20 protein-coding genes are annotated in these 25,900 nt (G+C 69.1%); 12 read left to right on the top strand and 8 right to left on the bottom strand.

All coding sequences use genetic code 11. The features are described from left to right. Positions 1-205 precede the first annotated feature (205 nt). Positions 206-721, top strand: a complete 516-nt coding sequence (locus KRR26_RS27545) for a hypothetical protein (RefSeq protein WP_233576771.1) — start codon at positions 206-208, stop codon at positions 719-721. 42 nt (positions 722-763) lie between these two features. On the opposite strand, the gene rnz is transcribed toward KRR26_RS27545, so the two are convergent. Then, a complete protein-coding gene (rnz, locus tag KRR26_RS27540; RefSeq protein ID WP_120204368.1) occupies positions 764-1,687 on the bottom strand; it encodes a ribonuclease Z in 924 nt (307 codons plus the stop codon). A gap of 117 nt (positions 1,688-1,804) precedes the next feature. Between rnz and KRR26_RS27535 the strand changes: the two genes are divergently transcribed. The 6 genes from KRR26_RS27535 to KRR26_RS27510 all read left to right on the top strand — a co-directional run bounded on the left by KRR26_RS27535 (position 1,805) and on the right by KRR26_RS27510 (position 9,796). After that, positions 1,805-2,482, top strand: a complete 678-nt coding sequence (locus KRR26_RS27535; RefSeq protein WP_120204370.1) for a DUF2293 domain-containing protein — start codon at positions 1,805-1,807, stop codon at positions 2,480-2,482. Between the two features lie 134 nt (positions 2,483-2,616). After that, positions 2,617-3,387 carry a TetR/AcrR family transcriptional regulator gene (locus KRR26_RS27530; protein WP_120204372.1) on the top strand — a complete coding sequence of 257 codons (771 nt, stop codon included), beginning with the start codon at positions 2,617-2,619 and terminating at the stop codon, positions 3,385-3,387. Next, entirely contained in the window at positions 3,384-4,487 is a 1,104-nt protein-coding gene (locus tag KRR26_RS27525; RefSeq protein ID WP_217081243.1) for an efflux RND transporter periplasmic adaptor subunit, read from the top strand. The genes KRR26_RS27530 and KRR26_RS27525 overlap by 4 nt, the downstream gene beginning before the upstream one ends. Before the next feature lie 57 nt (positions 4,488-4,544). Next, on the top strand, positions 4,545-7,667 hold the full coding sequence (locus KRR26_RS27520; RefSeq protein ID WP_217081242.1) for an efflux RND transporter permease subunit: 3,123 nt from the start codon (positions 4,545-4,547) through the stop codon (positions 7,665-7,667). 45 nt (positions 7,668-7,712) lie between these two features. Beyond that, positions 7,713-9,230, top strand: coding sequence for a TolC family protein (locus KRR26_RS27515; RefSeq protein ID WP_217081241.1), 1,518 nt, complete (start codon positions 7,713-7,715; stop codon positions 9,228-9,230). 71 nt (positions 9,231-9,301) lie between these two features. After that, positions 9,302-9,796, top strand: a complete 495-nt coding sequence (locus KRR26_RS27510) for an NUDIX hydrolase (RefSeq protein ID WP_407931742.1) — start codon at positions 9,302-9,304, stop codon at positions 9,794-9,796. Positions 9,797-9,814: 18 nt separating this feature from the next. On the opposite strand, the gene KRR26_RS27505 is transcribed toward KRR26_RS27510, so the two are convergent. From KRR26_RS27505 to KRR26_RS27495, 3 genes are all read right to left on the bottom strand, one after another. Beyond that, complete coding sequence (locus KRR26_RS27505) at positions 9,815-10,174, bottom strand: hypothetical protein (RefSeq protein ID WP_233576772.1); 360 nt, start codon at positions 10,172-10,174, stop codon at positions 9,815-9,817. Between the two features lie 331 nt (positions 10,175-10,505). Further along, positions 10,506-10,709, bottom strand: a complete 204-nt coding sequence (locus KRR26_RS27500; protein ID WP_120204381.1) for a cold-shock protein — start codon at positions 10,707-10,709, stop codon at positions 10,506-10,508. 291 nt (positions 10,710-11,000) lie between these two features. Next, positions 11,001-13,508 (bottom strand): sodium-translocating pyrophosphatase, encoded by a 2,508-nt coding sequence (locus tag KRR26_RS27495; RefSeq protein WP_120204383.1) that lies wholly within the window; start codon positions 13,506-13,508, stop codon positions 11,001-11,003. A gap of 780 nt (positions 13,509-14,288) precedes the next feature. On the opposite strand from KRR26_RS27495, the gene KRR26_RS27490 reads away from it, so the two are divergent. From KRR26_RS27490 to KRR26_RS27475, 4 genes are all read left to right on the top strand, one after another. After that, entirely contained in the window at positions 14,289-15,332 is a 1,044-nt protein-coding gene (locus KRR26_RS27490; protein ID WP_217081240.1) for a type 2 periplasmic-binding domain-containing protein, read from the top strand. Positions 15,333-15,540: 208 nt separating this feature from the next. Further along, on the top strand, positions 15,541-15,834 hold the full coding sequence (locus tag KRR26_RS27485; protein WP_217081239.1) for a virginiamycin B lyase family protein: 294 nt from the start codon (positions 15,541-15,543) through the stop codon (positions 15,832-15,834). Between the two features lie 109 nt (positions 15,835-15,943). Further along, a complete protein-coding gene (locus KRR26_RS27480) occupies positions 15,944-18,652 on the top strand; it encodes a hypothetical protein (RefSeq protein WP_217081238.1) in 2,709 nt (902 codons plus the stop codon). 64 nt (positions 18,653-18,716) lie between these two features. Beyond that, on the top strand, positions 18,717-20,549 hold the full coding sequence (locus tag KRR26_RS27475; protein ID WP_147422917.1) for a DUF4397 domain-containing protein: 1,833 nt from the start codon (positions 18,717-18,719) through the stop codon (positions 20,547-20,549). A gap of 85 nt (positions 20,550-20,634) precedes the next feature. Here KRR26_RS27475 and KRR26_RS27470 read toward each other — a convergent pair whose 3' ends face one another. After that, a complete protein-coding gene (locus KRR26_RS27470; protein WP_120204391.1) occupies positions 20,635-21,144 on the bottom strand; it encodes a hypothetical protein in 510 nt (169 codons plus the stop codon). Between the two features lie 85 nt (positions 21,145-21,229). Then, positions 21,230-22,576 (bottom strand): short-chain fatty acid transporter, encoded by a 1,347-nt coding sequence (locus KRR26_RS27465; RefSeq protein ID WP_120204931.1) that lies wholly within the window; start codon positions 22,574-22,576, stop codon positions 21,230-21,232. A 145-nt stretch (positions 22,577-22,721) separates the two neighbouring features. Between KRR26_RS27465 and KRR26_RS27460 the strand changes: the two genes are divergently transcribed. Beyond that, on the top strand, positions 22,722-23,135 hold the full coding sequence (locus tag KRR26_RS27460; protein ID WP_233576773.1) for a response regulator: 414 nt from the start codon (positions 22,722-22,724) through the stop codon (positions 23,133-23,135). 6 nt (positions 23,136-23,141) lie between these two features. Here KRR26_RS27460 and KRR26_RS27455 read toward each other — a convergent pair whose 3' ends face one another. Continuing rightward, entirely contained in the window at positions 23,142-25,091 is a 1,950-nt protein-coding gene (locus tag KRR26_RS27455; protein WP_120204395.1) for an HNH endonuclease family protein, read from the bottom strand. 20 nt (positions 25,092-25,111) lie between these two features. Then, on the bottom strand, positions 25,112-25,765 hold the full coding sequence (locus tag KRR26_RS27450; RefSeq protein ID WP_158611419.1) for a peptidoglycan-binding domain-containing protein: 654 nt from the start codon (positions 25,763-25,765) through the stop codon (positions 25,112-25,114). Between the last annotated feature and the right edge of the window lie 135 nt (positions 25,766-25,900).

The raw sequence follows: 25,900 nt of genomic DNA, 5'->3' as shown, positions 1-25,900 counted from the left end.
CTCGCTCATGCGGGCAATCTCGGGTGGCCGGGACGCACTGGCAGCGCGACCCGTGGCCCCCTCGCTCGGGAGGGCTGGAGAAGAGGCGGGCGACCGGGCGGGGTGGTGCTTGCCGGGTGAGGGGGCGGACTTGGCGTCCACCCGGGTGCTGAGGGATGTTCCCGAGCCGTGCTCCCACGGACCGGGAGCCAGGAGGATGAACCCCATGAAGTCATCGTCTCGCGCTGCCGCCCTCTGGGTGGTCTCCGCGCTCGCGTTCGCCCTGTCGGGCTGCGCCGCCCACCGTCAGCAGGCCTTCCTCGAGGACAAGGCCGGCACGCACGTCTACCGCAAGCCCATCGCCGAGGTCTGGCCCGAGGCGCTCGCGATCCTCAAGGCGCGGGGCTACTCGTTCCGGACGGGCAAGGAGGGCTACGAGGCGGTCACCCACGAGTTGCAGCTGAGCGCGGCCTCGTCGCTGGGCACCACCTTCGGCGCCTACATGATTCGCGGCAAGGAGCACGGTCCGGGCCAGTGCTCGGTGGAGTTCTGGAAGCGCGAGCGCTCCGAGACGCGCGCGGCGGCGGACACCCAGGGCCGAGGCCCGGACCTGTCGGAGTCCCCGGGCGGCGTGAGCAACGCGCAGGGCAAGCGCGACCTGGAGGTGGAGTGGGAGCTGCTCCAGAAGGTGGACCCTGACGCCGCCGCCTCCCTCAAGGCCGAGGCGCTGAAGGTTCAGTAGCCCCGCGGTCGCGCCGCGCGTGCGAGGGTGGGCCGTGCACCCTCAGTCACGCAGCGGCAGCTCGACGGAGAGGCCGTCATAGGCCACCTCCAGCGGTCCCTTGAATTCCTCGCGTGCCTGCGTGAGCAGGCGCGTGGGGTCGGTGTCGTGGCGGCTGGAGAGGTGCGTGAGGATGAGGCGCCGGGCGCCCGCCTCCTGCGCCACCCGCCCCGCCTCCCGTGCCGTGGAGTGCCGCGTCTCGTGCGCGCGCTCCTGCTCGTCATCGGAGAAGGTGGACTCGTGGATCAACAGGTCCGCGTCGCGCGAGGCCTTCACCAGCGCCGGGCAGGGCCGCGTGTCCCCGGACAGCACCAGCTTGCGCCCCGGCCGTGACGCCCCCAGCACGTCCTCCGGCTTCACCGTGCGCCCATCCGGCAGCGTCACCGCCTCGCCGCGCTGGAGCTTGCCGAAGCTGGGACCCTCCGGGACGCCCAGCGCGCGCGCCTTCTCCAGGTGGAAGCGGCCCGGGCGCTCCTCCTCGGCCAGCACGTAGCCCAGGGCGTTGATGCGGTGGTCCACCGCCACGGCCTGCACGCTGTAGCCGCCCCGCTGCACCTTGTCCCCGTCCTTCAGCTCCTGGATCTCCACCGGGAAGGCGAGCGACTCGAGGCCCAGGTGCACGGCCTGGTGCAAGAGGCGCCGGGCGGGCTGCGGCCCGTAGAGGTACATGGGCTCGGTGCGCCCCATCATCCCCAGCGTGCGCAAGAACCCGATGATTCCCAGGTAGTGGTCGGCGTGGAAGTGCGTGAAGAACGCCGCGTCGACGGTGAAGCCCGTGCCAAAGCGGACCATCTGCCGCTGGGTGCCCTCGCCACAGTCGAACAGCAGCAGGTCCCCATCCGCCTTCACCGCCAGCCCGGACAGGTTGCGATGCAGCGTGGGTTGAGCGGCCGAGGTGCCGAGGAAGGTAAGCCTGAGGAGGGACATGCCGGCGCTTCCCAAGAGAAAAGGCCTCCGTCGCCGAGGACGCCGGCGCGCGCGGGGGCCATTTACCAGGGTTGGACGCGGTCATGCTATCAAGCCGCCCCCCTTCCCACCCCGCCCATGTCCGACTCCCTGACGGTTTCCCCCACCGCCGACCCCCGCCGCGTGCGCGCCCCGGATGGCCGCATCCTCACCGTGCCCGAGGGCTGGACCCTCCTGCCCCCCGGTGACGCGGGCCTGACGCGCCGGGTGAAGGCCGCGGGCCCGTCCTGGACCGTGGTGGAGAAGGTGGGCCGCAAGCTCTTCTCCCGAGGCGTCTGGGCCCCCGAGGCCCACGTCCACCACGCCCGCGCCGCGCTGGACGCCGAGCGCGCCACCCCGGCCTATGCCCGCAAGCTGGCCCAGGGCCGTGAGCGCCGGGCACGCGAGCAGGAGGAGTACGAGGTCGACTTCGCCAACGCCGTCCTGCGCTTCCTCGCCTTCAGCCCCGCGTGGCTCGCCCACGCCAAGCAGCTCGCGGTGCGGGTGGCCACGCACGCCACCCCCGTGGGCAGCGGCACCGTGGCCCGCACGGAGCGCATCCCCATCGAGCGCCGCGCCGAGGCCGCCGTCATCGCCTGGATGCGCCACCAGACCACCGGCTACGACGACATGAGCATCCAGCGCGTGAAGGGCGCCCGCCGCGAGGTCCGCCGGGAGCTGGCCGAGGTGTCTCGCGCCCTGCTCGACCTGCACCGTCGCGATACCCCCCACGTCCCGGCGAGCTGCCCGCTCTGCGCCTCGCTCACACGTCCCTGAGGCGCGCCCACCGCCCTACGTGTGACCACCTTGCTTGGGACTTCTTCGTCCTATAAGCGACCATTCCAGGTTTCTGACCGCGCATTCAGAAATGCGTGCTCATTTCTGACCGCCCGGTTAGCAACCGACCCGCCATGGCCCGCCCCGCAGACCCTCACGCCCGAGCAGCCCTCATCGCCGCGGCGCGAGCCGAGTTCGCGCGCAAGGGCCTGAAGGGCGCGCGCATCGAGGACATCACCGCGGCGTGCGGCCTGTCGAAGGGCGCCTTCTACCTGCACTTCGACACCAAGGAGGCGTTGTTCGGCGAACTGGTGACGGCCTTCCAGTCCTCCATGGCCGACATGAGCACCCGGCGGGTGGAGGGCATGCAGCGCTTCCACCGTGAAGAGGGTCACCCCACGGTTCAGGACGTCGCCACGCGCAGCCCGCTGTACCTTCGGTTCATCCAGGCGGAGTCCGCGCTGGACCTGGAGCTCTTGGAGCTCTTGTGGGCCTACCGGGATGTGGTCTCGGTCCTCATCCGCGGGAGCCAGGGCACGGAGTTCGAATCCTCCTTGTGGGGGCTGGTGGACCAGGAGGTGGCGCGCATCTCGCGCGAGTACCGCAACATGCAGGTGTCCTGCATGGCGGACTCGAGCCACGACCCGGAGCTGTTCGGCTCCTTCATCGTGGGGGCCTACCTGCTGTTGGCCAAGCAGATGTGCACGATGCGCCGCAAGCCGGACCTGGCCGTGTGGGCCTCCAGCGTTCAACGCATCATCCACGAGGGGGCCGCGCCGCGCGAGCCGCTGCCCGTCTCACCCCCGGCGCTCCCCGCCGCCGCCCGCGTCCCTTCGCGCAAGCCTTCCTCGCGTCGGCCCCAGGCCCGCGCATCCACCCGCCGTTCTCCGAGGAAACGTTCATGAAGTCGTTCTCGAAGCCGTCCCCCGCCCGTGCCCTCGCCGCCGTGGGTGCCGCCGCCGCGCTGTCGCTGTCCGCCTGTGGCAAGGCGGATGCCTCCTCCACGCCCGCCACGCCCAAGGCCACCGCGGAGGCGCCGCCGGCGGTGAAGGTCGTCGCCGCGCGCACCGTGCAGTCCGCGCCCAGCGAGCAGGTGACGGGCACCCTCTTCCCCGCACAGGGGCTCCAGGTGGGCTTCGAGGTGGGGGGCCGGCTGGAGACGGTGCGCGTGAAGAAGGGCCAGACGGTGAAGAAGGGCGACACGCTCGCCCAGCTCAACACCGAGATCTCCGACGCGCAGGTGGCGCAGGCGGAGGCCGCCGTGGCCGCCGCGGAGGCCGCCGCCACCATGGCCACCGACGTGGCGCAGCGCAACGAGAAGCTCAAGTCCGAGGGCAACGTGAGCGACCTGCAGAACCGCTCGTCCACGGCCACCGCCGCGCAGGCGCAGGCGCAGCTGCTCGCGGCCCGGGCGCAGTTGTCGCAGGCGCGCGCGTCGCGTCGCCGGCACGACCTGAAGTCGCCGTTCAGCGGCACCGTCATCGACGCGCCGGACCAGACGGGCGCCACGGTGGGGCCGGGCGCGACGCTCTTCACGGTGGAGACGCTGGACACCCTGGTGCTGCGCACGACGGTGGCCGAGTCCGCGCGCGCGCGGCTCAAGCCCGGCAGCAAGGTGCGCGTGGAGTCCATTGGCGCCAACGTCTTCACGGACGACGCCGTGGTCCGCCTCATCGTGCCCTCGGCGGACGCCAACACCCGCCGCGTCCCGGTGGAGATTGAGGTCCCGAACGCGGATGGCCGCTTCGTGGCGCACACGCTGGCGCGCGCCGTCCTCCAGATGGGCGAGACGCAGCCCGCGCAGGTGTTGCCCAACACGGCGCTGTCCTCGGCCAACGGCGACCACGTGTTCATCGTCTCCGGCGGCGAGGTGCGCCGCGTGGACGTGCAGGTGCTGGAGCGCCGCGCGAGCGAGGTGGTCGTCCTGTCGCCGTCCGCGCTCGAGCAGGTCATCGACTATCCGACCCCCGGCCTGTCCCATGGCAGCCGCGTGTCCGTGAAGTAAGCCCCCCTTTCGTGCCAGGCCCTCGCAGGCCCAACCCGCAGGTGCAGCGAGCCTCGAATGATTCTCAGTGATGTCTCCATCCGCCGGCCGGTGTTCACGGCCATGCTGTCGCTCTGCCTCATCGTGCTGGGGGTGATGGGGCTCAAGCGCCTGGGCACGGACCTCTATCCGGACGTGTCCTTCCCGGTGGTGGTCGTCAACACCATCTATAAGGGCGCGGGTCCGGGCGAAATCGAGACCCAGGTCATCAAGCCGGTGGAGGACGCGGTCGCCGGCATCAGCGGCGTGGACAAGATCCACTCCTGGAGCCGCGAGAACCTGGGCACGGTGGTGGTGCAGTTCACGCTGTCCACCAACCTGGACTCCGCGGTGCAGGACGTGCGCGACAAGGTCGCCGGCATCGCCAACAAGCTGCCGCAGGACGCGGACGCGCCCATCATCGGCCGCGTGGACATCTCGGCCACGCCCATCCTCACCTACGCGGTGTCCGCGCAGATGAAGTCGCAGGACCTGCGCAAGCTCATCGATGACCGCATCAAGCCCGCGCTCGCGCAGCTCGCCGGCGTGGCCGAGGTGCGCATCACCGGTGGTGACACGCGCGAAATCCAGGTGGACATCGACTTGGACAAGGCGCGCTCGGTGGGCGTGTCTCCGCTGGAGATTGCCCAGCGCGTGGGCCAGGAGAACCTCAACCTGCCGGCGGGCCGGCTCCAGCTGGGCCCGAGCGAGCTGACGGTGCGCTCGCTGGGACAGTTCCACGACGTGGAGGAGCTGCGGCGGCTGCCGGTGGCCAAGAGCAAGACGGGCGCCCAGGTGCGCCTGGATGAGATTGCCACCGTGACGGATGGCGTGGCCGAGCGCCGCACCACCGCGCGCCTCAACGGCAACGACGCCGTCATCCTCGAAATCGTGAAGCAGCCGGGCTCCAACACCGTGGCGGTGAGCGACGCGGTGAAGGGCACGCTGGCGAAGATGGGCAAGGCGGTGGGGCAGGGCTTCACGTCCACGCTGCTCATCGACCAGTCGGAGCTCATCCGCGAGAACGCCAAGGAGGTGTGGGTCGCGCTCGTGTTCGGCGGCGCGATGGCGGTGCTCATCATCCTCATGTTCCTGTTGGACCCGCGCGGCACGTTCATCTCCGCGCTGGCGCTGCCCACGTCTGTCATCGGGACGTTCTTCGTGATGTACGTGCTGGGCTACACGCTCAACCAGATGACGCTGCTGGCGCTGTCGCTGGCCATCGGGCTGCTCATCGACGACGCCGTGGTGGTCCGCGAGGCCATCACCCACCGGTTGGAGCAGGGCGAGGACCCCATGAGCGCGGCCTCCAACGGCACGCGGGACGTGGGTCTGGCGGTGCTCGCGACCACCATGTCGCTGGTGGCCGTGTTCGTGCCGGTGGCCTTCATGCCCGGCATCGTGGGCCAGTTCTTCAAGCAGTTCGGCATCACCATCTCCATGGCGGTGCTCATCTCGCTGTTCATCTCCTTCACGCTGGACCCCATGCTGTCCGCGCGGCTCGCCAAGGCGCGCAAGCCGGGCGAGGTGCACACCGAGAACGCGGTGATGGGCATGCTGCGCCGCTTCCTGGACGGGACGGAGCGCTTCTACGCGCGCATCCTCGGCTGGGTGCTGGCGAACAAGTGGAAGACGGTGGCCATCACCGTGGTGGTGCTGGTGCTGTCCTTCGGCGCGGCCAGCCGCCTGGGCGCGGAGTTCATCGGGGCGGAGGACCGCTCGCAGTTCCTCGTGGACCTGCAGCTGCCGGACTCGGCCAGCCTGGAGGAGACGCGCTCCCGCACCGCCGAGGCCGAGGCGCTGCTCAAGCGCATCCCCGAGGTGACGGACGTCTACGCCATCGTCGGCCTCAGCGGCGACGTGAACAAGGCGCGCCTGCGCGTGCTCACCGTGGCCAAGCACGCGCGCAAGAAGGGCGTGCCCATCCTGAAGGAAGAGGCCCGCGCGCTGCTCAGCCCCGCGTTGGTGGCCACCCGCGTGAACCTCTCCGACCCGCCCACGATTGAGGGCCTGGGCGACTGGTACCCCATCATGGTGCGCGTGGTGGGCCCGGACCTGGCGCGGGTCAACGAAGAGGCCGAGCGCATCGCGGGCATCCTCCGCGACATGGGCACCACCGCGGACGTGCGCGTGGACTCCAACCCGCCCAAGCCGGAGCTGCAGATTCAGATCGACCGCGCGCGCGCCAGCGACGTGGACCTGAGCGCGGGCTCGCTGGCCGCCCAGATGCGTCTGGCCATCAGCGGCGACGTGGCGGCCAAGCTGCGCGAGGGCACCAACGAGACGGACATCCGCGTGCGGCTGGCCGAGAGCGACCGCAGCACGCCCGAGCGCGTGCGCCAGCTGGAGATCTACACGCCCAAGGGCCTGCGCCCCATCACGGACGTGGCCCAGGTGGACTTGAAGGACGGCCCCAGCGTCATCGAGCACGAGAACCGCGAGCGGCAGATCGCCGTGCTGTCGCAGCTGGCCAAGGGCGCGCCGCTGGGCGACGTGGCCGTGAAGCTCAAGGCCGCGGTGGCCGCCAAGCCGCTGCCGCCGGGCTACGCCATCATCTACGACGGGCAGATCAAGAGCCTGGATGAGCAGAACGACGCGTTCGGCATGGCGTTCGGTCTGGCCTTCGTCTTCATCTACATGGTGCTCGCCAGCCAGTTCGAGTCCTTCAAGCACCCGTTCACCATCATGGTGTCGCTGCCACTGGCGCTCGTGGGCGCGCTCTTGGGCCTGGTGGTCACCAACTACCACCTGAGCATGGGCGCCATGATTGGCGTCATCCTGCTCATGGGCCTCGTGACGAAGAACGCCATCCTGCTGGTCGACGGCGCGCTCCAGCACCTGCGCGAGGGCGACACGGTGGACCAGGCGCTGCTCAAGGCGGGCCCCCGCCGCCTGCGCCCCATCCTCATGACGAGCGCCGCCATGGCCATCGGCATGGTGCCCACCGCGGTGGGCTCGGGCACGGGCTCCGAGTTCCGCGCGCCCATGGCCATCGCGGTGATTGGCGGCGTCATCACCTCCACCTTCCTCACGCTGCTCGTGGTGCCCGTGGTGTTCGCGGGCATGGAGCGCGTGGGCTTCAAGCGTCGCGGAAGTCACGCGGCGGGCGCTCCCCCGGCTCAGCCTTCCCCGGCGACGGAGCATCCCGGCCGCGCCGCCTGAGGCCTCCTCTCTTCCGACACGACGTCCCCCATCAGGACTCTCTCCATGACGACCCGTTCCTCGTCTCAGCGCGGCGGCGCCTCGGCCGCCGCGCCCGTCCGCCGGCTGTCCTCGCTCGCGCTGTTGGCGGCGCTGGCCCCGCTGTCCGGCTTCGCCCAGTCATCCGTGGCGCCACCTTCTCCGGCCCCCGCGGACGCGCCGGTCTCGGCCTCGGCGCCTGCCTCCACCGCGTCCGCCTCGGCTGGGGATGCCGCGGTGACGCCCGTCGCGGCCCGTGCGCTGGGGCTGCGCGGCACGCTGGCGCTGGCCGCGAAGCAGAGCCCGGACGTGGCGGTGGCTCGCGCGCAGGCCGCGGTGGTTCGCGCGAGCGTGCAGCGCGCCTGGAGCGCGTGGCTGCCGGAGCTGACGGCGTCCGGGCAGCTCGTGCGCACCAGCGCGCCGTCCGTGCTGGACCTGGGCGGCATCTTCAACGGCGTGGGGGCCATCTACGGCCTGCCGCCGCCCAACCCGGCCATGCTCCCGCCCCCGGTGCCCATCGTGGCGGAGTGGTCGCGCTACGGCACCTTGCAGCTCTCCCAGCCGCTCTTCACGCCGCAGGGCGCGTTCCTCATCTCTCCCGCGAAGCGCGGCGCGGAGGCCGCCGAGCTGGGGGCGCAGGAGGCACGCGAGCAGATCCTGCTCGGGGTGGCGCGCACGTACCTGGGGCTCCAGGGCATCGAGCAGCTCCTCGAGGCCGCGCGCGACGCGGAGAACGTGGCGCTGCAGCGCGAGAAGGAAGCGCGGGCGCTGCTGGACGCGGGCGTGTCCGTGGAGGTCGCGCTCCTGCGCGCCCAGACGGACACCGCGCAGGCTCGCACGCAGATGGCGCAGCTGGAGGGCCAGCGGGCGCAGCTCATGGCGCTCCTGGGGGCGCTCGTGGGCGAGTCCATCCGCCCCGCCGCGCCGGGCACGGACGACATGCCGTGGGGCGCGCTGCACACGGAGGATGAGCAACCGTGGGAGCAGGTCTACTCGGTGCGCAGCGCCGCCAAGGTGGTGGAGTCGGCGGAGGGCGTCGTCACCTACGACCGCTTCGCGTGGCTGCCGAGCCTCGCCGCCATCGCCAAGGGCAACTACAACTCGAACAGCGGCTTCAGTGGCCGCACCACGAGCTACGACCTCATCCTCGCCATCACCGTGCCGCTGTATGACCGGGGCGTGCGCTACGCGGCCAAGCACGAGGACGAGGCGAAGCTGGCTCAGGCCCGCGCCTCGCTTGTCGCGGGTCGCGCCAAGGCGCGCGCCAGCTGGGTGGCGGCCCGCGCCAACGTCCAGGCCGCGCAGGCCGCGCTGGCCCAGGCGGACGCGCAGGCGCAGCTGGCCGCGCGCGCGCAGAAGCAGGTGAGCGCGCAGGCGCAGGCGGGCATGGCCACCAACCTGGAAGTGACGGACGCGGACAACCGCCGCTTCCTCGCGCAGAGCAGCGCGGCCCAGGCCCGGGCGACGTTGGAGATCCGCCGCGCGGAGCTGGCCGCCTCGGAGGGAGGGCTCGCCGAGCTCGCCCTCGGCGCGCAGGGCGGGTAGGGCAGCGCGGCTGCTTCGGCCGTGCGTGGATGCACACGCGCCCCGGCGAGGGGCGCGAGGAAGAGATGGGCGTGAAGCCTCTGGTGGATGCGCTGGCGCGCGTGGCGTACCGAAGCGCCTACAACCTGGCGAGGGTGTACTGGCGCGTTCGCCACCCGCAGACCCACGGCGTCTTCGTGGGCATCTGGTGTGGCGAGCGCGTGCTGCTGTTGCAGAACTCCTACAAGCGGCAGCTCAGCATGCCGGGCGGCGGCCTGCATCGCGGGGAGTCTCCCGCGGAGGCAGGCGCGCGTGAACTCCAGGAAGAAGTGGGCGTACGCCTGGGCCCCCACGCCCTGCGGCCCTGCTTCGAGACCGTGGGTACGGACGAGCACAAGCAGGACCACGTCCACTTCCTCGAGGTCACGGTGGAAACGGAGCCCACCCTCGCGGTGGATGACCGAGAGGTGGTGTGGGCGGGTTTCATCGACCTGGAGATGGCGTTGCGTCTGCCGGTGTCGTCGCTCGTCCGGACCTACCTGGAGGATGCCCGGCGGCGCAGGTCCTCGCGGGCCACGCGCCGCTGATGCTCCTGCCCCACGCGCTCAGCGCGCCTGGGCCGTGCCGTGCTCGCTGCCCAGGAAGAACCGGGAGCGGGCCTTGGCCAACTGCACGTGCGCTTCGTCGAGCGACACGCAGTCCATCGTGATGTCGTCGTTGGGCGAGGCCTCCGAGGCCACGCGCGCCGTCTGCAGCCGCGCGATGGTGGAGTCCGAGACGTGGGCGCACATCACGCAGCCATTCTTGCGGCCGTGATTGATGACGTCCGAGAACAGCGTGGCGGACTCAGGCTCGAGGGCCTTCAGTCCACGCATGTCCGCGAGCACCAGGTGGCGCCCCCCCGAGTACGAATCCGTTGCCTTGCGGTAGATGGTGGCGAACTCCCTCATCTCGTTCGGCCGCATGAAGCCACTCATTCTGGCGGTGATGGTCCGACGGCTCACATCATTGGTGACCTCGAACATAAGTGCGCCCTCCCCTTTTTTTCGCGCGCATACAAACTCTACCAGAGTCTGTTTTCTTGCTCACGCCCTCCTCTGAAATGGGGCGGGAGTGGAATACTTGCTACAGATTGCGCGCCCGCCAACCGCCTGGGGTGGAACAATTTCGCCGCGTGAGAAGGGCTGCGGAGGGTCTGGAATGATCCGCTCCCGCGCATGAAAAAGCCCAGCCTCGCATCAGGCGAGACCGGGCCCTCACTGGTGGACGCAGGCGGTGGTGCTTCCGAGCCGTGCTTCAGGTGGAGCGGACGTTCTGCGCCTGCAGGCCCTTGGGGCCACGGCCGACGTCGAACTCCACCTTCTGCCCCTCCTGGAGGGTGCGGAAGCCATCCATGTTGATGGCCGAGTGGTGGACGAACACGTCCTCACCCCCGCCGTCCTGCACGATGAAGCCAAACCCCTTCGCATCGTTGAACCACTTCACGGTACCCGTAGCCATGAATCGTTTCTCTCGCTGGAAGTGCGGCACTCCGCGCGGCGTCCACCCTCTCGAAATGTGAGGGTCTGAGTGCAGGGCACAGTTTGCACGCGCCGGCCGTGCGAGTGGAAGCCCCCCAGGCATACAGCCAGGCCTTCCTCGGGTGGGAATCCTTCCCACCCGCACCTCTGGGTCCGTCTTGCGCCATGGGGTGTCTGGCCATGCGGGGGTGTCTGATCACCGGACATGAAAAAGCGGCAGGGCCCGAGGTGGGCGCCCTGCCGCTCCGGGGCTTGCGCGCGACGCGGGAGATCAGGCCGCCTTGGCCACGGCGTTGGTCTTCACCTCGGCGGTGGGGCTGCTCTCGATGCGCATGTTGTAGAAGCTGCGGTAGACGAAGAACATCGACAGGACGAAGAACACGGCCGAGAACACGCCCAAGAGGGTGCCCTGGCCCGCGGCGTTCATCTCCACCGCCAGCTCTACGGCGAGCAGGCCGAAGAGGGTGGTGAACTTGATGACCGGGTTGAGGGCCACGGAGGACGTGTCCTTGAACGGGTCGCCCACCGTGTCACCCACCACGCAGGCCGCGTGCAGCTCGGTGCCCTTGGCCTTCAGCTCCGTCTCCACCAGCTTCTTGGCGTTGTCCCAGGCGCCGCCCGCGTTGGCCATGAAGACGGCCTGATACAGACCGAAGATGGCGATGGAGATGAGGTAGCCCACGAAGAAGTACGGCTCCAGGCACGCGAAGGCGAGCGTGCTGAAGAACACGCCGAGGAAGATGTTGATCATCCCCTTCTGCGCGTACTGGGTGCAGATCTCCACGACCTTCTTCGAGTCGCTCACGCTGGCCTTCTCCACGCCCTCCAGCTTGATGTTGGCCTTGATGAACTCCACCGCGCGGTAGGCGCCGGTGGACACCGCCTGCATGGACGCGCCGGAGAACCAGTAGATGATGGCGCCGCCGGTGATGAGGCCCAGGAGGAAGGGCGCGTGCATCAGCGACAGGTTCTGCGCCTTCACCGCGTTGAGGGCCAGCTGGCCCATGGAATCAGGGGTGAGTCCGACGAGCAGCACGATGATGGAGAAGATCATCGTCGTGGCGCCCACCACGGCGGTGCCGATGAGCACCGGCTTGGCGGTGGCCTTGAAGGTGTTGCCCGCGCCGTCGTTCTCCTCCAGGTACTCCTTGCCCTTGTCGAAGTCCGGCGTGAAGCCGAAGTCCTTCTGGATTTCGGCCTTCACGTTGGGGACGTTCTCGATGAGCGACAGCTCGTAGACGCTCTGCGCGTTGTCCGTCACCGGGCCGTACGAGTCCACGGCGATGGTGACCGGGCCCATGCCCAGGAAGCCGAACGCCACCAGGCCGAAGGCGAACACCGGCGCGGCCACCATCAGGCTGCCCACGCCCATGCCGCTGAACCAGTAGGCCAGCCCCATCAGGCCCGCGATGATGAGCCCCATCCAGTAGCCGGAGAAGTTGCCCGCCACCAGACCGGAGATGACGTTGAGGGACGCGCCGCCCTCGCGGCTGGCCGTGACGACCTCGCGCACGTGCCGGCTCTCCGTGGAGGTGAAGGCCTTGATGGCCTCCGGGATGATGGCGCCCGCCAGCGTGCCGCACGTGATGATGGCGGACAGCTTCCACCACAGCGTGCCGTCGCCCAGCGTGGGGATGAGCAGGTAGCTCACCAGGAAGGTGAGGGCCATGGACACCACGGACGTCAGCCACACCAACACGGTGAGCGGCGTCTCGAAGTTCATGTGGTCCGCGTTCTTGTACTTGGCGCCCTGGACGATGTTGTTGATCCAGTAGGACACCAGCGAGGCCACCACCATCACGATTCGCATCATGAAGATCCACACGAGCAACTGGACGCGCGTCTCGTTCGTGGGGACCGCCAGGAGGATGAAGGTGATGAGCGCCACGCCCGTGACGCCGTAGGTCTCGAAGCCGTCCGCCGAGGGGCCCACGCTGTCGCCCGCGTTGTCTCCCGTGCAGTCCGCGATGACGCCTGGGTTGCGCGCGTCGTCCTCTTTGATCTTGAAGACGATCTTCATCAGGTCCGAGCCGATGTCGGCGATCTTCGTGAAGATGCCGCCCGCGATGCGCAGCGCCGAGGCGCCCAGCGACTCACCGATGGCGAACCCGATGAAGCACGAGCCGGCGAAGTCCGGCGAGACGAACAGCAGGATGCCCAACATCAGGAGCAGCTCGGTGCTGATGAGCACCATGCCAATGGACATGCCCGCCTGCAGCGGGATGGCGTACGTGGGGTAGGGTTTGCCTCGCAGCGACGCGAACGCCGTGCGGCTGTTGGCGAACGTGTTCACCCGGATGCCGAACCAGGCCACGCCACAGCTGCCGGCGATGCCCACCAGGCTGGCGACGAGGATGACCGCCACGCGGCCCACCTCCATGTGCAAGAGCACGCCGAAGTAGACGACCATCACGGCGCCAATGAGCACCCACAGGACCATGATGAACTTGAGCTGCGTCATCAGGTAGGTCTTGCAGGTCTCATAGATGAGCTCGGAAATCTCGAGCATGGCCCGGTGCACGGGCAGCTTCTGCAATGTCGCGTACTGCATGAAGCCGAAGACGAGCCCGAACACGCACACCGCGATGCCGGACAAGAGCAGGGTGTGTCCATCAACGCCGCCGAGGAAGCTGACCCCGCGGAAGTCGGGGAGCTTGAGGTCCGCCTCGCTCGCGCGCGCGGTACTGCCCGCCAGCAGCGCCAGGAGTCCGAAGACCCGAGCTGCCGTGCCAGTAACGCCCTTCCAGAGGGCGCCCATCGGTGAAACGGTGGATGTCATGGGGGTGCAACTCCTCACAGTGACTCGACGGGTCCGAGGCTGGATGCCTCGTGTCCCAAGATGAAACAGTGGAGTGGATGTCGAGGGGTTGGCCGCCTGCGGGCGGAGACGTTCCGCACGCCGACGCTTCAGCACAGCCTCGCCCTTCAGGGCATGCTGCTCGCCCGAAGGCAGTTTCGAAGTATCACGGACCAAGAGTGAAAGTCGAATTCCCCGGAGGCGTCTGCCTTCCGTTGGACTGACCTTCCTGGGCACCGGGGTGGGCCCTACCCTGCTGGATGGATTGGGCTCGGAAAACCCGAAAAATCCACATGGGGTCGACGAGAATTCGCACTCAAGGTGTTTGTTCGTGCGGTCAACCCGCACTCGGGGCGTTCTCCTGGTTGGGGGCAAGGGGGGCACGAGGAGCGCTGGCACGAGTATCAACTAACGGACAATCCGTGTGAGCAGGGTTGCGATGCAAGAAGAGTCATGCTGACCGCTATCGCCATCCAGTTACCGGAGTGTGAACCGGTGCGTGACGGGGCGCGCGAGGAAGAATCCGCTCGGGCGGTGTGACCTGACGCTGGCGGAGTCTTGACCAAGTTGGGGCAGCGGCATGTCTGCCTTTGAGGCACGGTGTGTCGCGTCGAATCCCGGGGCTCCGGGTTCGATGGCTCTCCCGCCCGCATCACGCCTTCTCGTCCGCGCCGAGGCGGGAGGGCCCTGCCTTGCCTGGGGATGACCCAGGCCGGAGCGGGGCCCATCCAACGCGCAGCATGCAGCCATGAGGAGCACACCATGAACACGATGAAGTGGGTGATGTCCGCGGTCGTCCTGTCGATGGGAACCCTGGCGTGCGGGCCCGAGGCGGAGGCGCCGGTCGCGCCTCCGGGGAGCGCCGTGCAGTCGCTGGGCCCCAACAAGGAGTTCTACGGCTCGGACACGCTGAAGGAGGCGTTCGTCCGCGCGAACAATGACGCGCTGGCGGGTCTGTCCATCGAGGGGAAGGGCTCGGGCGTGGGCGAGGGCTGTCTGCGCAACGGCTCGAGCACGTACTGCAATGGCCGTCAGCAGGTGCTGGCGCCCATGTCGCGCGACCTGAAGGCGGGCACGTGCTCCGGCGGCGGGGCGTCCACGGGCGCGTGCTGCGCGGGCGAGTCCAGCAACGTCATCGGTCTGGACGCGGTGAACGCGTTCGTGAAGTCCACCAACGGCCTGTCCAACATCACCAGCGCCAACCTGAAGAAGCTCTACTGCGGTGACGGTTCGGGCTCGGCGGCCACGTGTGTCAGCGACTGGAGCGGCGTGGGCCGCGCCACCGGGGGCACCATCAGCAAGTACCGCCGCGATGACCTGTCCGGCACCACGGACACCTTCAAGACGCTGCTGGGCTGCACCACCTTCTGCGCGGACGTGACGGTCATCACCGACGAGTCCGCCAGCAACCCCTCGCCCTGCACCGCGTCCGACAGCGCCACCACCTGCATTGGCAAGCTGACCGAGAACAACGCCAACGCGGTGGGCTACGCCGGTGACTCGGCCAGGCGCGCGGGCAACGTGGCCCTCACGGTGGACAGCATCGCCCCCACGGCCGCCAACGTGCGCAAGCTGCTGTCCGGCGCGTCCGGCGTGTACCCGCTGTCTCGCCGCCTCTTCCTCAACGAGAACAAGAACTTCACCAAGACGACCGAGGAGAACCGCCTCTACCGGTGGATCTACGTCACCAACACGCAGGACTTCGAGAACATCCTCGTGGACCAGGGCTTCATCGCGTGCAGCGACGTGAGCCCGCTCGACTGCGGCGGTGACGGCGTCGGGCGCGGCGCGGGCGTCTGCCACTGAGGCGCCCCTCCCATTCTTCCTGCGTCGAGCCTGTGCCCGGGGGCCGGGGCGCGTCGCGCGCTCCGGTCCTCGGGCCATTGCCGTGCGCTGTTGCCCTGGAGAGCACCGCCATGTCTCTCGCTCGCCGCTCCTCGCCGCTGCCTTCCTCACCGGCGCGCCCACGCACGCGCAGACCCCCGTCCCCCGATGAAGGTGGGCCGCATCGCGCGTGAGGGGGGGCGTCACCGAGTGCGCCGTGCCCACGCCGGGCGGCGGTCCTCTCGCGCTCTCGCTCGGGCCGGATGGCAACCTGTGGTTCGTGGAGCGTCTGTCCAATCAGGTGGCGCGCATCACCCGGGACGGCGTCATCACCGAGTTCGCCCTCCCCGCACTGGACAGCGTTCCGGCCGGCATCGTCTTCGCCCCGCCCGGGCCGTTCTGCCTGGACGCCCACCTGTGGTTCACCGAGTTCGCGGGCGACAGGCTGGGCAAGGTGCGCGCGCCTCCGGTGCCGTCACGGTGAGGTCAAGGCACGCCAAAGATTGCGTCACGGTGTGATTGTCTTTGCCTGGGGTTGATGAGTCTTTGCTATGCGGGCGCGGCGCAACACCAGACATGGGGAGGAGTCTGTCATGGCGAAGCGGTGGAACCGTCGCGCTCGCATCGGGTGGATGCTGCTCCTGCTGGGGCTCGGGTGCTCGTCCGACCCGCGCCCCGCGCCTCCCGTGGAGATGCCTCCGGGCGTGGACCCAGACGCGGCGCATTGCGCCTCCTCCCGCTCCGGGGAGCGGATTCCGCTGCGCCAGGGCGAGGCGCTCCCCTCGGGGACCCAGGAGTCCTTCACCGGGCTCACGGCGCGGGTGGATGCGCTGTGTGCCGAGTGTCACCGGGCCCCCAAGGCGGTGGGCAACTTCTCCTTCGAGGACACGCGCGACAGCCTGGGTGCGCAAGGGCATCGCATGGCGGAGCGCATCCTCCAGGGCGCGATGCCGCCGGGCGCGAGCGCGGACACCCAACGTCAGGCGGTGGAGGTGGGGCGGGTGCTCCTGGCGTGGCTGGAGCAGGGCGCGCCGCAGGGCACGTTCGAGGTGAAGGACGCGCCGGGAGATGGCCCGCGCACGGCGGTCACCGCGTATGTCGCGGACGGGATGACGGACCTGGGGCACTGCATCCCCGAGGACTCGCTCCGGGGGGAAGACCCGGACAAGGACGCGTACTTCGCCTCGCTGGCGCAGCTGCCGCGCTTCCTGTCCGAGACGGACTCGGAGGTCGCCACGCTCAACACCGCGCGGCTGGCGCGCCACGGGACGTTTGCCTTCGCGCCCACCTACGCGCTGTTCTCTGACGACGCGAAGAAGCTGCGGCTGGTCCACGTGCCCGCGGGACAGTCCATTGCGTACGACGCGGCCTCGCGCTCGTTCAAGGTCCCGCCCAACACGCGCTTCTACAAGACGTTCTTCAAGGCCGTGGTGGGCGCGGATGGACAGACGCGCTACCGCCGCATCGAGACGCGCCTCATCGTCACGCGCGCGCGCTGGCAGGACGCCCTCTTCGGCACCTATCTCTGGAACGCGGATGAGACGGTCGCGGAGTTGCACGACCTGCGCTACCGCGACGGCTCGCCGTTCTCGGATCGCGTCATCGTGTACCGCACGGATGAGCGCTCAGCGGACGCCACGCGCAACTACGCGGTGCCCGGGCGCCACCGCTGCGTGAACTGTCACATGGGCGCCGAGGCGCACAACTTCGTCCTGGGCTTCACCCCATTGCAGATGAACCGCCGCGCGCCCGGAGAGGGTGGTCTGGATGCGGACGCGGTGCTTCAGGAGGACGAGCGCTCGCAGGTGGACCGCCTCATCCGGCTGGGTGTCCTCACCGGCCTGCGCTCGGCGGCGGAGCTGCCGCGACTGGAGACGCTCACCTCGCGCGAGGGCAAGGCCGCGCGCACGCCGGAGGAACTCGCGCTCCAGGCCTATCTGGTGCCCAACTGCTCGCAGTGCCACAACCCGAGCGGCTTCGCGGTGCAGAGCAACCCCGCGCTCCAGGCGCTCGACTTCTCCGCGGGCGGCAGCCTCTACACGTGGGACCCGTTCGTGAAGGAGACCAACGGGCTGCGCTTCTACGCGCAGGAGGTGGAGAACTTCGTCACGGAGCTGAAGAGCCCCGAGCCCGCCAGCGCGCTCTACCAACGCGTGGCGCGTCCCACCAACGAGCGCCTCATCCACATGCCCGCCAACGTCCCGGGCCAGGACTGTCGCGCGGCCTCTCGGGTCGCGCGTTGGTTGGCCACGTTGGATTGGAAGACGCGTGACCAGGGGCTCACGGCCGAGCAGCGCGCCGCCGCGAAGCAGGAGCGGCTGCGACAGGCGGACGCCGCCGTGCGCGAGGACTGCGTACCTCCCGCGGACGTGCGTTGGGTGGGCGAGGACTTCACCGACAAGGTCCCCTACGAGCCGCGCAACACCGCGTGGCGGTCCTTGATGGCCCTGCCCGAGAACACCTACCTGACGGGCTACCGCATCACGCCCGCGCATGAGGCGCTGGCCCGGGCGCCCTTCGCCACCAACTTCTGGGTGCCCAAGGACGAGTGCTCCTTCGACGCCAGCGCGCCCGCGCCCCGGGTGGTGGAGCCGTGGATGTTGGATCGGCTGGGCAACCCACGGCTGCCGTGGGGCTATCTCTACTTCTCCACGCCGGGCGCCACGGTGTTTCAAGGTGTCTGCGCCAACTGCCACGGCCGCGCGGCGAACGGGCAGAGCGGTGCCGCCAAGACGCTGGTGGCGTTCAATGGCGCGCGCGTGGCGGACCTGACGCATGGCTTGTTCGGGAGCACGCCGGAGGGCGCGCCCAACCGCGCGCTGTTCGAGTCCGCGTATGGCGCGGACGGCGCCGCGCGCTACCTGGTGTGGATGGCCTCGGGCGGGACGAGCGTGAAGTTCACCGAGGAGTTCATGCAGGCCTGGGTGAAGTACGGCGAGGTGGACATCGACTTCTCTCCAGACCTCAAGGACTGGGCGCGCTGGGGCGCCAACATGCTGGGCGCGGCGCGCGGTGCGTGCGACCTGGTCCGCGCCGGGAAGTTCGGCTCGGGCTCGCTGGAGCCGCACAGTGGCAACGTGAAAGCCGTGGGCGGAGCGCGGATGTGGGAAGCCATCTGCACGGTGGACAACCCGCTGACGGAGGTCATTCGCACGGGGGCGGACCCGGACGCGGTCGCGGAGTGGCTGCGCCATGCCCAGTTCAACGCGGGCGTGATGGCCTACTTCTACGTGCGCGACTTCCGCGACGTGCTGGTCCAGGAGCGCTTCTATCCCCTGCGCACCGAGTGCGAGAAACGCTGAACCCCGGGGCGCGGTCCGCCCCGCGCGGCCCGTCCCTTCACCCCTCGCGGAACGGGAGCATCGCGTGAAGAGACAAACGTTTCAGGGCAGTGCCTGGGTCGTCGCGCTCTGCGTGGCCTGGTGGGCTGGGTGCAGCGGCGTGGAGTGTCGAGATGCCTTTGACTGCCGCGACCAGGGCCCTGCTCCCGAGGGGCAGGTGTGGGTCTGCCGTGAAGAGAAGTGCGCGGCGGTCCCTGTTCCGAGGCCACCCGCGCCGGTGGATGCGGGGCAGGGAGACGCGGGCACGCCCGACGCGGGTGGCGTCGACGCGAGCACCCCCGATGCGGGCGGCGTCGACGCGGGCGCGGGCGATGCGGGCACCTGCGTGGATGGAGGCACGCCGGGCGCGGATGGAGGCTGCGGAGGAGGAGTGCCTTCGGCCCGCGCGCTCGTCCGCTTCGTGCATGCGTTCTCGGGGCTGCGCAGCGGCACGGCGGACAACGCGGGGTGGGAGCCGTTCCGCGTGGATGTCTATGCGAATGACGTGAAGGTGTTCTCGGCGGTGAAGCCGGGAGACGCGGCGGTGACCGCGTATGCCTCGGTGGAGATACCGGCGGCGGGCGGGCCGGTGCGCTTCACGTTGCGGGACGCGGATTCCGTCGCGAGCGCCGAGCCGCTGACGACGACCACCGTGGAGCTGCATGCGGGGCAGCACCTGACGCTGGTGGGCGCGGGGCTGCTGCCGGCGGGGGCTCCGGATGCGTCGGATCGTCCTCGGGCGCTGGCGTTGTCCGAGGCGTTTGGCGCGGTCGACGCGGGCCGCGTGCGCGTCCGCTTCGTGTCCGCGGACCTCGTGGCCGGGCCCGTGGACTCCGACAGCCGCAACTTCACCGATGAGCTGGGCGCCACCGTGTACGCGACCACGAGCCCGTATGGCGTGGACTCGACGCCCGAGGGCAAGTCGCTGCCCGCGGCGCTCACGCGGCTCGCGGTGTCGGGCGACCCGACGTTCGTTCCCTCTCAGAGCGGCAAGCTGTTCTTCACGCTGCGGGACGGGATGCTCGTCGCGGGGGCGACCTACTTCGCGGTGCTCACCGGCAACGTCGCGCGGTCGCTCGCGGATGAGGGTGCGCCTTCGCTGCTCTGGATTCGCGCGGGCGAGGACGGCTTCGTGCGCGTGAAGCGGGATCCGCTCGTGTACTTCTTCAACGCGGTGTTGCCCGCCACGGGCTCGGCGGCGCCTCGATTGTCCGCGCTGCGCTCGGGCGCGGTGGTGGTCAATGACTTCCGCTACGGCCAACTCCCCAAGGTCGCCGAGTTGCCCGCCACGTCCACGGGGCTGGCGCTCTCCATCGTGCTCTCGGGTGGAGGCACGGCGGTGGTGCCCGAGACGCAGACGGGCCCACTGGAGGCGGGCCGTCGCTATCTGGCCGTGGTGAGCGGACGCCAGGAGGCGAGCCCTCGGCTCACGCTCATCCCAGAGGCCTTCGAGCCCGAGCCACTGGCGCGCCCGCTCGTGCGCTTCGTCAACGCCTCGCCCACCGTGCCGGAGCCGCTCGACTTCGGTTACTGCGCGCTCGCACCGGATGGTGTGGCTCGGGGGGCCTTCACGCCCGTGCTCTCGGGCGCGGCGTATGCCTCGGTGGTGGGGCCCGCGGCGGGCGCGACGTTCGAGCCCCCCGTGGTGACTCCCTCCGCCGGAGCGCCGTTCTCCTACTTCGGCATCAAGTCCGCGGCTGGCACGACGCCGTTCGAGCGGTACGCCACGGGCGTGCGGCCCGTGGCGCCCAGCTTCGTGGTGCTGTTGGGTGACGCGGACGCGACGAGCGGGAGTCTGGTGTTGCAACACCGCCTCATCAACACGCGCACGCCGCAGTGGGCCACCTCGGCGGCGCAGGCGGGCTACGTGGCGCCGTAGTCATCGCGAGACGTGACAACGCCCGCGCGGGGCCGTGTTCCGGTCCCGGGCGGGCGTCGTGTGCTTCCGTCCAGTGGCGCGGGGACTACAGCACCTTGACCTGGACCTCCTTGAGGACGGTGTCGCCGCGCATGATGCTCACGGTCCACGCGCCGGGCTTGTTGAGCCGCACGCCGGTCCACTGCCGCGCGCGCCAGCCATCGCCCTTCACCTTCACGTCCTTCGTCTCGCGCACCACGTTGCCCTGCTTCACCTGCACCAGCAGGTCCTCCACCGAGTCACCCTGCGGCACCAGGTAGCTCTGCCACAGCATGACGGAGGTGCCGGCCTTCACGCCCTCGGCGCCCACCTCGCCGGTGCACTCGAACTTGTTCGCGCCCTCCTTGGCGACCTCGGTGCACAGCTTGGCCTCCACCAGGATGGGACCCTGGCCCTGCCCCTTGTAGAAGTAGTTCCAGGTGTCGCGCACGGCGTCCGCGCTCGGTGCCTTCACCTGCTCCTTGGGCGCCTCGGGCGCTGCCGCGTCCTGCGCCATCGCCATCGGCGCCAGGCTCACCACCGCACACACCACGCTCCGCGTCAGGGTCTTCATCATGGCTTGGGGTCCCCTCGTTTGTGATTGCGGGCCGGCCCACATCCGGCCACAGCGCGTGGTGTAGCACGATTTCCGAGCCCCCTTCCTACCCGAAGAGGAAGAAGCCCAGCGTCACCAGCGGCAGGTAGGCCAGGAAGGCCACCAGGAGGAAGCCGAGGATGTCCTTGAACTCCAGCCGTGCCACCGCGAGCAGGGGCAGCGCCCAGAAGGGCTGGATGAGGTCGGTGGCCATGTCGCCCCACGCATAGGCGAGCACGACCTTCTCGGGAGACACGCCCAGGCGGCTCGCGGCGTCGAGCAGGTAGGGCGCCTCGATGGCCCACTTGGAGCCGCCCGAGGGGACGAAGTAGTTCACCACGCCGCTGTACAGATAGACGATGGCGGGGAACGTCTTCTGCGTGGAGAGCGAGACGAACAGCTCGCCGATCCGGTCCGTGAGTCCTGTCGCCTTGAAGATGCCGTAGATGCCGGCGTACAGCGGGAACTGGAGCACGATGCCGTGCAGCACGCCGCCCGCTTCTTCGCTGGCCTTCAAGAGCCGCGCGGGCGTGCCGTGCAGCAGCACCGCCAACGTGAGGAAGGTGAAGTTCACCACGTTGAGGTTGAGCGCGCGCCAGCCGCCGTTGAGCCACAGCGTGTGTCCCAGCCACGCGAGCCCCAGCACGCCGAACACGGTGTTGAGCCACCGCGAGTGGTCCAGCCACACGGCGGGGGCCAGCTTGCCGGGAGGACGCTCGGGCGGGACGAAGTCGCTGAGCTTCTCCAGCACGGCGGGGTCCACGTGGACGGCGCGGCCGGGGCTGGGGTGGAGCGCCCACGCCAGGGCGGTGAGCAGCGCGACGGAGGCGGCGGTGAGGCCCAGGTTGAAGGCGGAGAACAGCGTGCGGTCGATGGGGATGATGCCGAGTTGTTTCTGGAGGAAGTGACCGGGCGTGGCGACGAGCAGGGGCGCGGAGGCGGACAGGCCCGCGTGCCACGTGGCGCCCATGCCGAAGTAGGCGCACGCGACCAGGAGGCGATAGTCCACGTCGGGGCGTCGTCGCGCGATGAAGCGCACGAGCATGGCGCTGGCGACGAGCGAGAGGCCCCAGTTGATGTAGGCCAGTCCCATGGAGACCAGGGCCATGAGTGCGGTGGCGCCGCGTGGGGAGTGGGCGAGTCCGGCGACTTTCTCCAGCAGCCGTTTCACCGGGGCGGTGAGGGCCAGCAGGTAGCCGGTGAACATGACCAGCGCCATCTGCATGGAGAAGGTGAGCAGCTCCCAGAAGCCGCCGCCCCAGCCGTCGAGGATGGCGGGAGGCGTGGCCCCGGCCCAGCCGAAGGCCAACCCCATGGTGAGCAGGGTGAGCAGCACGGCGATCGCGAAGGCGCTGGGGACGAATCGGGCGGAGAAGCGGCCGAGTCCTTCGGCGAAGCGGACGAGGGTTTCCACGGTGCGCGCTCCCATGGCTCGCCGGTGCGTGACAGAGGCGAGTCACGGCCTTTTACGGTATGAGCCAGCGTCATGTCCTCTGCCGAACAACCGGAGTCGGCGGAAGGAACGAGACCCGAGGCAGGGGAGGGGAAGCGGGTGTGTCTTGGATGAGCTGAAGGCTTCGGAGGCGGCGGGGCGCGTGGCGGGGCCTGTCACGGTGCTGGTGGTGGAGGACGAGCAGGGCATCCTCGAAGCGGTGGCGGATCTCCTCCGCGACGAAGGCTTTCGAGTCCTCTGCGCCGCGCACGGCCGTGAGGCCCTGGCGCATCTGGAGCGAGACACGCCGGACCTGGTGCTGACGGACTGGATGATGCCGGTGTTGGATGGGCCGGCCTTGGTGGAGGCCATCCGCGCCAATCCCAGACTGCGGGACATCGCGCTGCTGGGAATGAGCGCGGTGGACGTGAGTCTCCTGCGCCGGAAGTTTCCCGAGCTGGAGTTCATCCAGAAGCCCTTCGACATCCAGACCCTGCTGGAGAAAGTCTACCAAGCGCTCGCTCCCGCGCGACGCGGCTGAGGCCACTCAGCGAATGCTGATGGCGGTGAGCCGCTTCATCGCCGCGATCTTGGCGAGCGGCTTGCCTGCGCCGAGGGTACGGATCTGCACGAGCATCTCCTGGATCCCCTCTTTCAGCGGGTCCGCGCGGCTGCTCGAGGTCTTGTTGTAGAGGTCTCCGAGCCGGTAGCGCACGATGAGGTCCGTGAGGCGCTCATAGAGGTCCATGAAGTCATCCTCGGTGAGTTCCAGGAAGTCCTTCCTGAACTTGTCGAGGGGCGCCGCTCCGAGCGTGTGGTCCAGTCGCTCCATGAAGAACCCATGCTGCTTCTGCCAGTGGGTCATCGACTTCGTGGAAGCATGTTGCGTGTTCGCGATCTGGATCCGCTGCACATAGAACGCAGGTATCTCCGTCACCAGGAGCTTGCGGTGATGCGCGTTGAGTGCCTTGGCCTGGTCGATGTCCTTGCTCGCGAGCATCTGAGCGAAGACGGGGGTGAGTGCCTTGTCCACGTTCTGGAGACAGTCGAGGAGGTGTGGCTCATCCGCCGCGTCCTCGATGCCTCGGGCAAGGTCCGCCTGATAGTTCTCCACCTCCTCCTTGAGGAAGTTGTGGCGGAGCATGCCTTCCTGGGTGCTGAACTCCGTGATGCGCTGACTGAACGCCTTCCACCGGTACTCATAGTCGTTGATGAGCGCGTTCATCTCCCCATGCAGTTGTCGCCGCAACTCGGTCTGTTCGTCCTTGTCCTCGGCGCTGGCCGCCCAACGGTGCTTGCAATAGAGCGTGACCACCTGTCGGTAGTCTGGGATTTGATTCGCCAGCGTCTTGAGCAACATCTCTGGGACCCGAGGCGCCAGGGTATGCGTGGCGCCAATCTGCGCGCTCCCCGCCGAGGCCTGCGTCGTGGCTTGGACGGACTGCGCGGCGCTCAGCTTCATGTACTCCACCACGCTCCATCTCGTGACCGCGTCCAACGCGAGCGCTGAGTACTCAGCCCAGGGTTGGATGCTCTCGACGAGCCGGTCGAAGGCCAGCGCGGCCGCCGTGCCGGATCGCTGCTGCTTCACGGCCGCCGCGGCCTGCGCGAGCGCCCCGGCGTAGGGATCGGAGCGCGGGGGCGTGGGGAGCTTCTTCTGCTCGATCAACGCCCCGAACTTCGCGAAGGCCACGAGCCCGTGGAGGTCGTTGAGGATGGGCATCAGGAGCAGGTTCAAGCCCTGGAGATGCAGCTTGCGCTCCGCAAGGAGCGCCGGACGATTCAAGCCCATGACCTCGATGGTCTTGTGCGTGCGCGCGAACGCGAGGTCCTTGTCGCCGCCGACCAACTGGATGTGCGGACTGGGGAGAGCCTCGCCGGTCTCCGGGTTGAAGTAGAGGAGGAGCCGTGGATCATCGAGTCCTGGATCGATGAGGACCGCATGCTCGACGAGGTTGGGGTGCGCGGGGCTCTGTCGCCGCTCCGCGATGGGCTTCTTCTGCAAGGGCCCCACGCCCACGTAGGTCCGCTCGGCGTCGGTGGGGGTGAGGTCCGGCAGCAACCCGAAATAGTTCTTCTTGTACTGCTCGTTGCAGACACCACACGACAGGAAGAGATTGGCCAGGTCGAACGCGCGCCAGAAGTACGCGTCGGGGATGGTCGCCATCTTCCCGGTCTTGTCGTAGAAGGTGACGCCCTTCTTGGGACGGAAGTGCTCCACGTCACCGTAGTGGTTATGAATGATGCGCGTCTCGCAGTACGCGCACTTCCCATGATGACAGGTGACGAGCTGCTCCTTGACCGCGGGAGGCGCGTAGCTGTCTGAGCTGATTTCCAGCTCCTTGAGGAACTTGGCCTGGTTCTCCGCGATCTTATCCGCCGAGAGGCCGGAGGACGCGAACTGGTTGTACTCGACCAGCCACGCGGCGGCCTGCTTCGCGGCCTCCATGAGCTTGGCGGGAGGGGCACCCTTCTGGGCAGCTGAGATCTGAATCATGGGTAGGCTCGGGAGGTGGCTCAGCGCCCGTGGCGCGCGAGGAGGGTTTCGCGGGTGCGTGCGTCCAGCTCACCCGTGGAGGGAAGTCCTTGTTGCTCTTGGAAGCGGCGCAGGGCGCTCGGCAGCGCGTCCTCGGCCGGATTCTCCAGCGGGCCGTCATAGAGCCCCAGATTGCGCAGCCGCGTGAGCGTCCCGTGCGGCGTCTCCACGGGCGCGAGCAACCTCAGGTCCAACTCGTAGGTGAGGAGGACGGGCTCCTCGCCCACGAGCACCGTGGCGCGCGGCGCATCGGGGCGGATGAAGCACTGCACGAGGCCCTTGTCGGTCGTCCTGCCCGGGGTCTCCTTGCCATCCACCACGACCGTGAAGGGCGTGTTGGGCAAGGGCTGTCCAAAGACAAGCGGAAGAAAGCGCAGCACCGAGGGCACGCCCCGGCGCGTGAACTTGTGCACCGCGCCTGTCTTGACTCCGACCTTCTTCTCGCGAAACGGCGGGATGAAGACGACGTCACCTTCCGCGAGCGCGTTGGGGTCTCGGCCTTTCTGTCGGAGGGCCTCGTTCTCCGCGTGGTCCCAGAGCGTGGTGCCGATGTGTCCCGAGTCGTAGGCCAGGCTCTCGATGCTCTCCCCCGCGAGCACCGTGTGATGGGTGCCCGTCTGTAGTTTGTTCCCCATGAAACATTGCGTTGCATGCGACATGCCTCGGGCTCTCCGTTGGCGAGGGTGCCTTCGGGAGTGGGGTGGGGGCGCAGAAGGAGCAGACCTGGCGTGTCGGCGGCGCGGCGAGTCGCCCGAGGCGCGGCCCCAGGG

The organism is Citreicoccus inhibens (genome assembly GCF_019039035.1).
Lineage (GTDB): Bacteria > Myxococcota > Myxococcia > Myxococcales > Myxococcaceae > Citreicoccus > Citreicoccus inhibens.
This window is presented reverse-complemented; position numbering and strand designations above follow the sequence as displayed.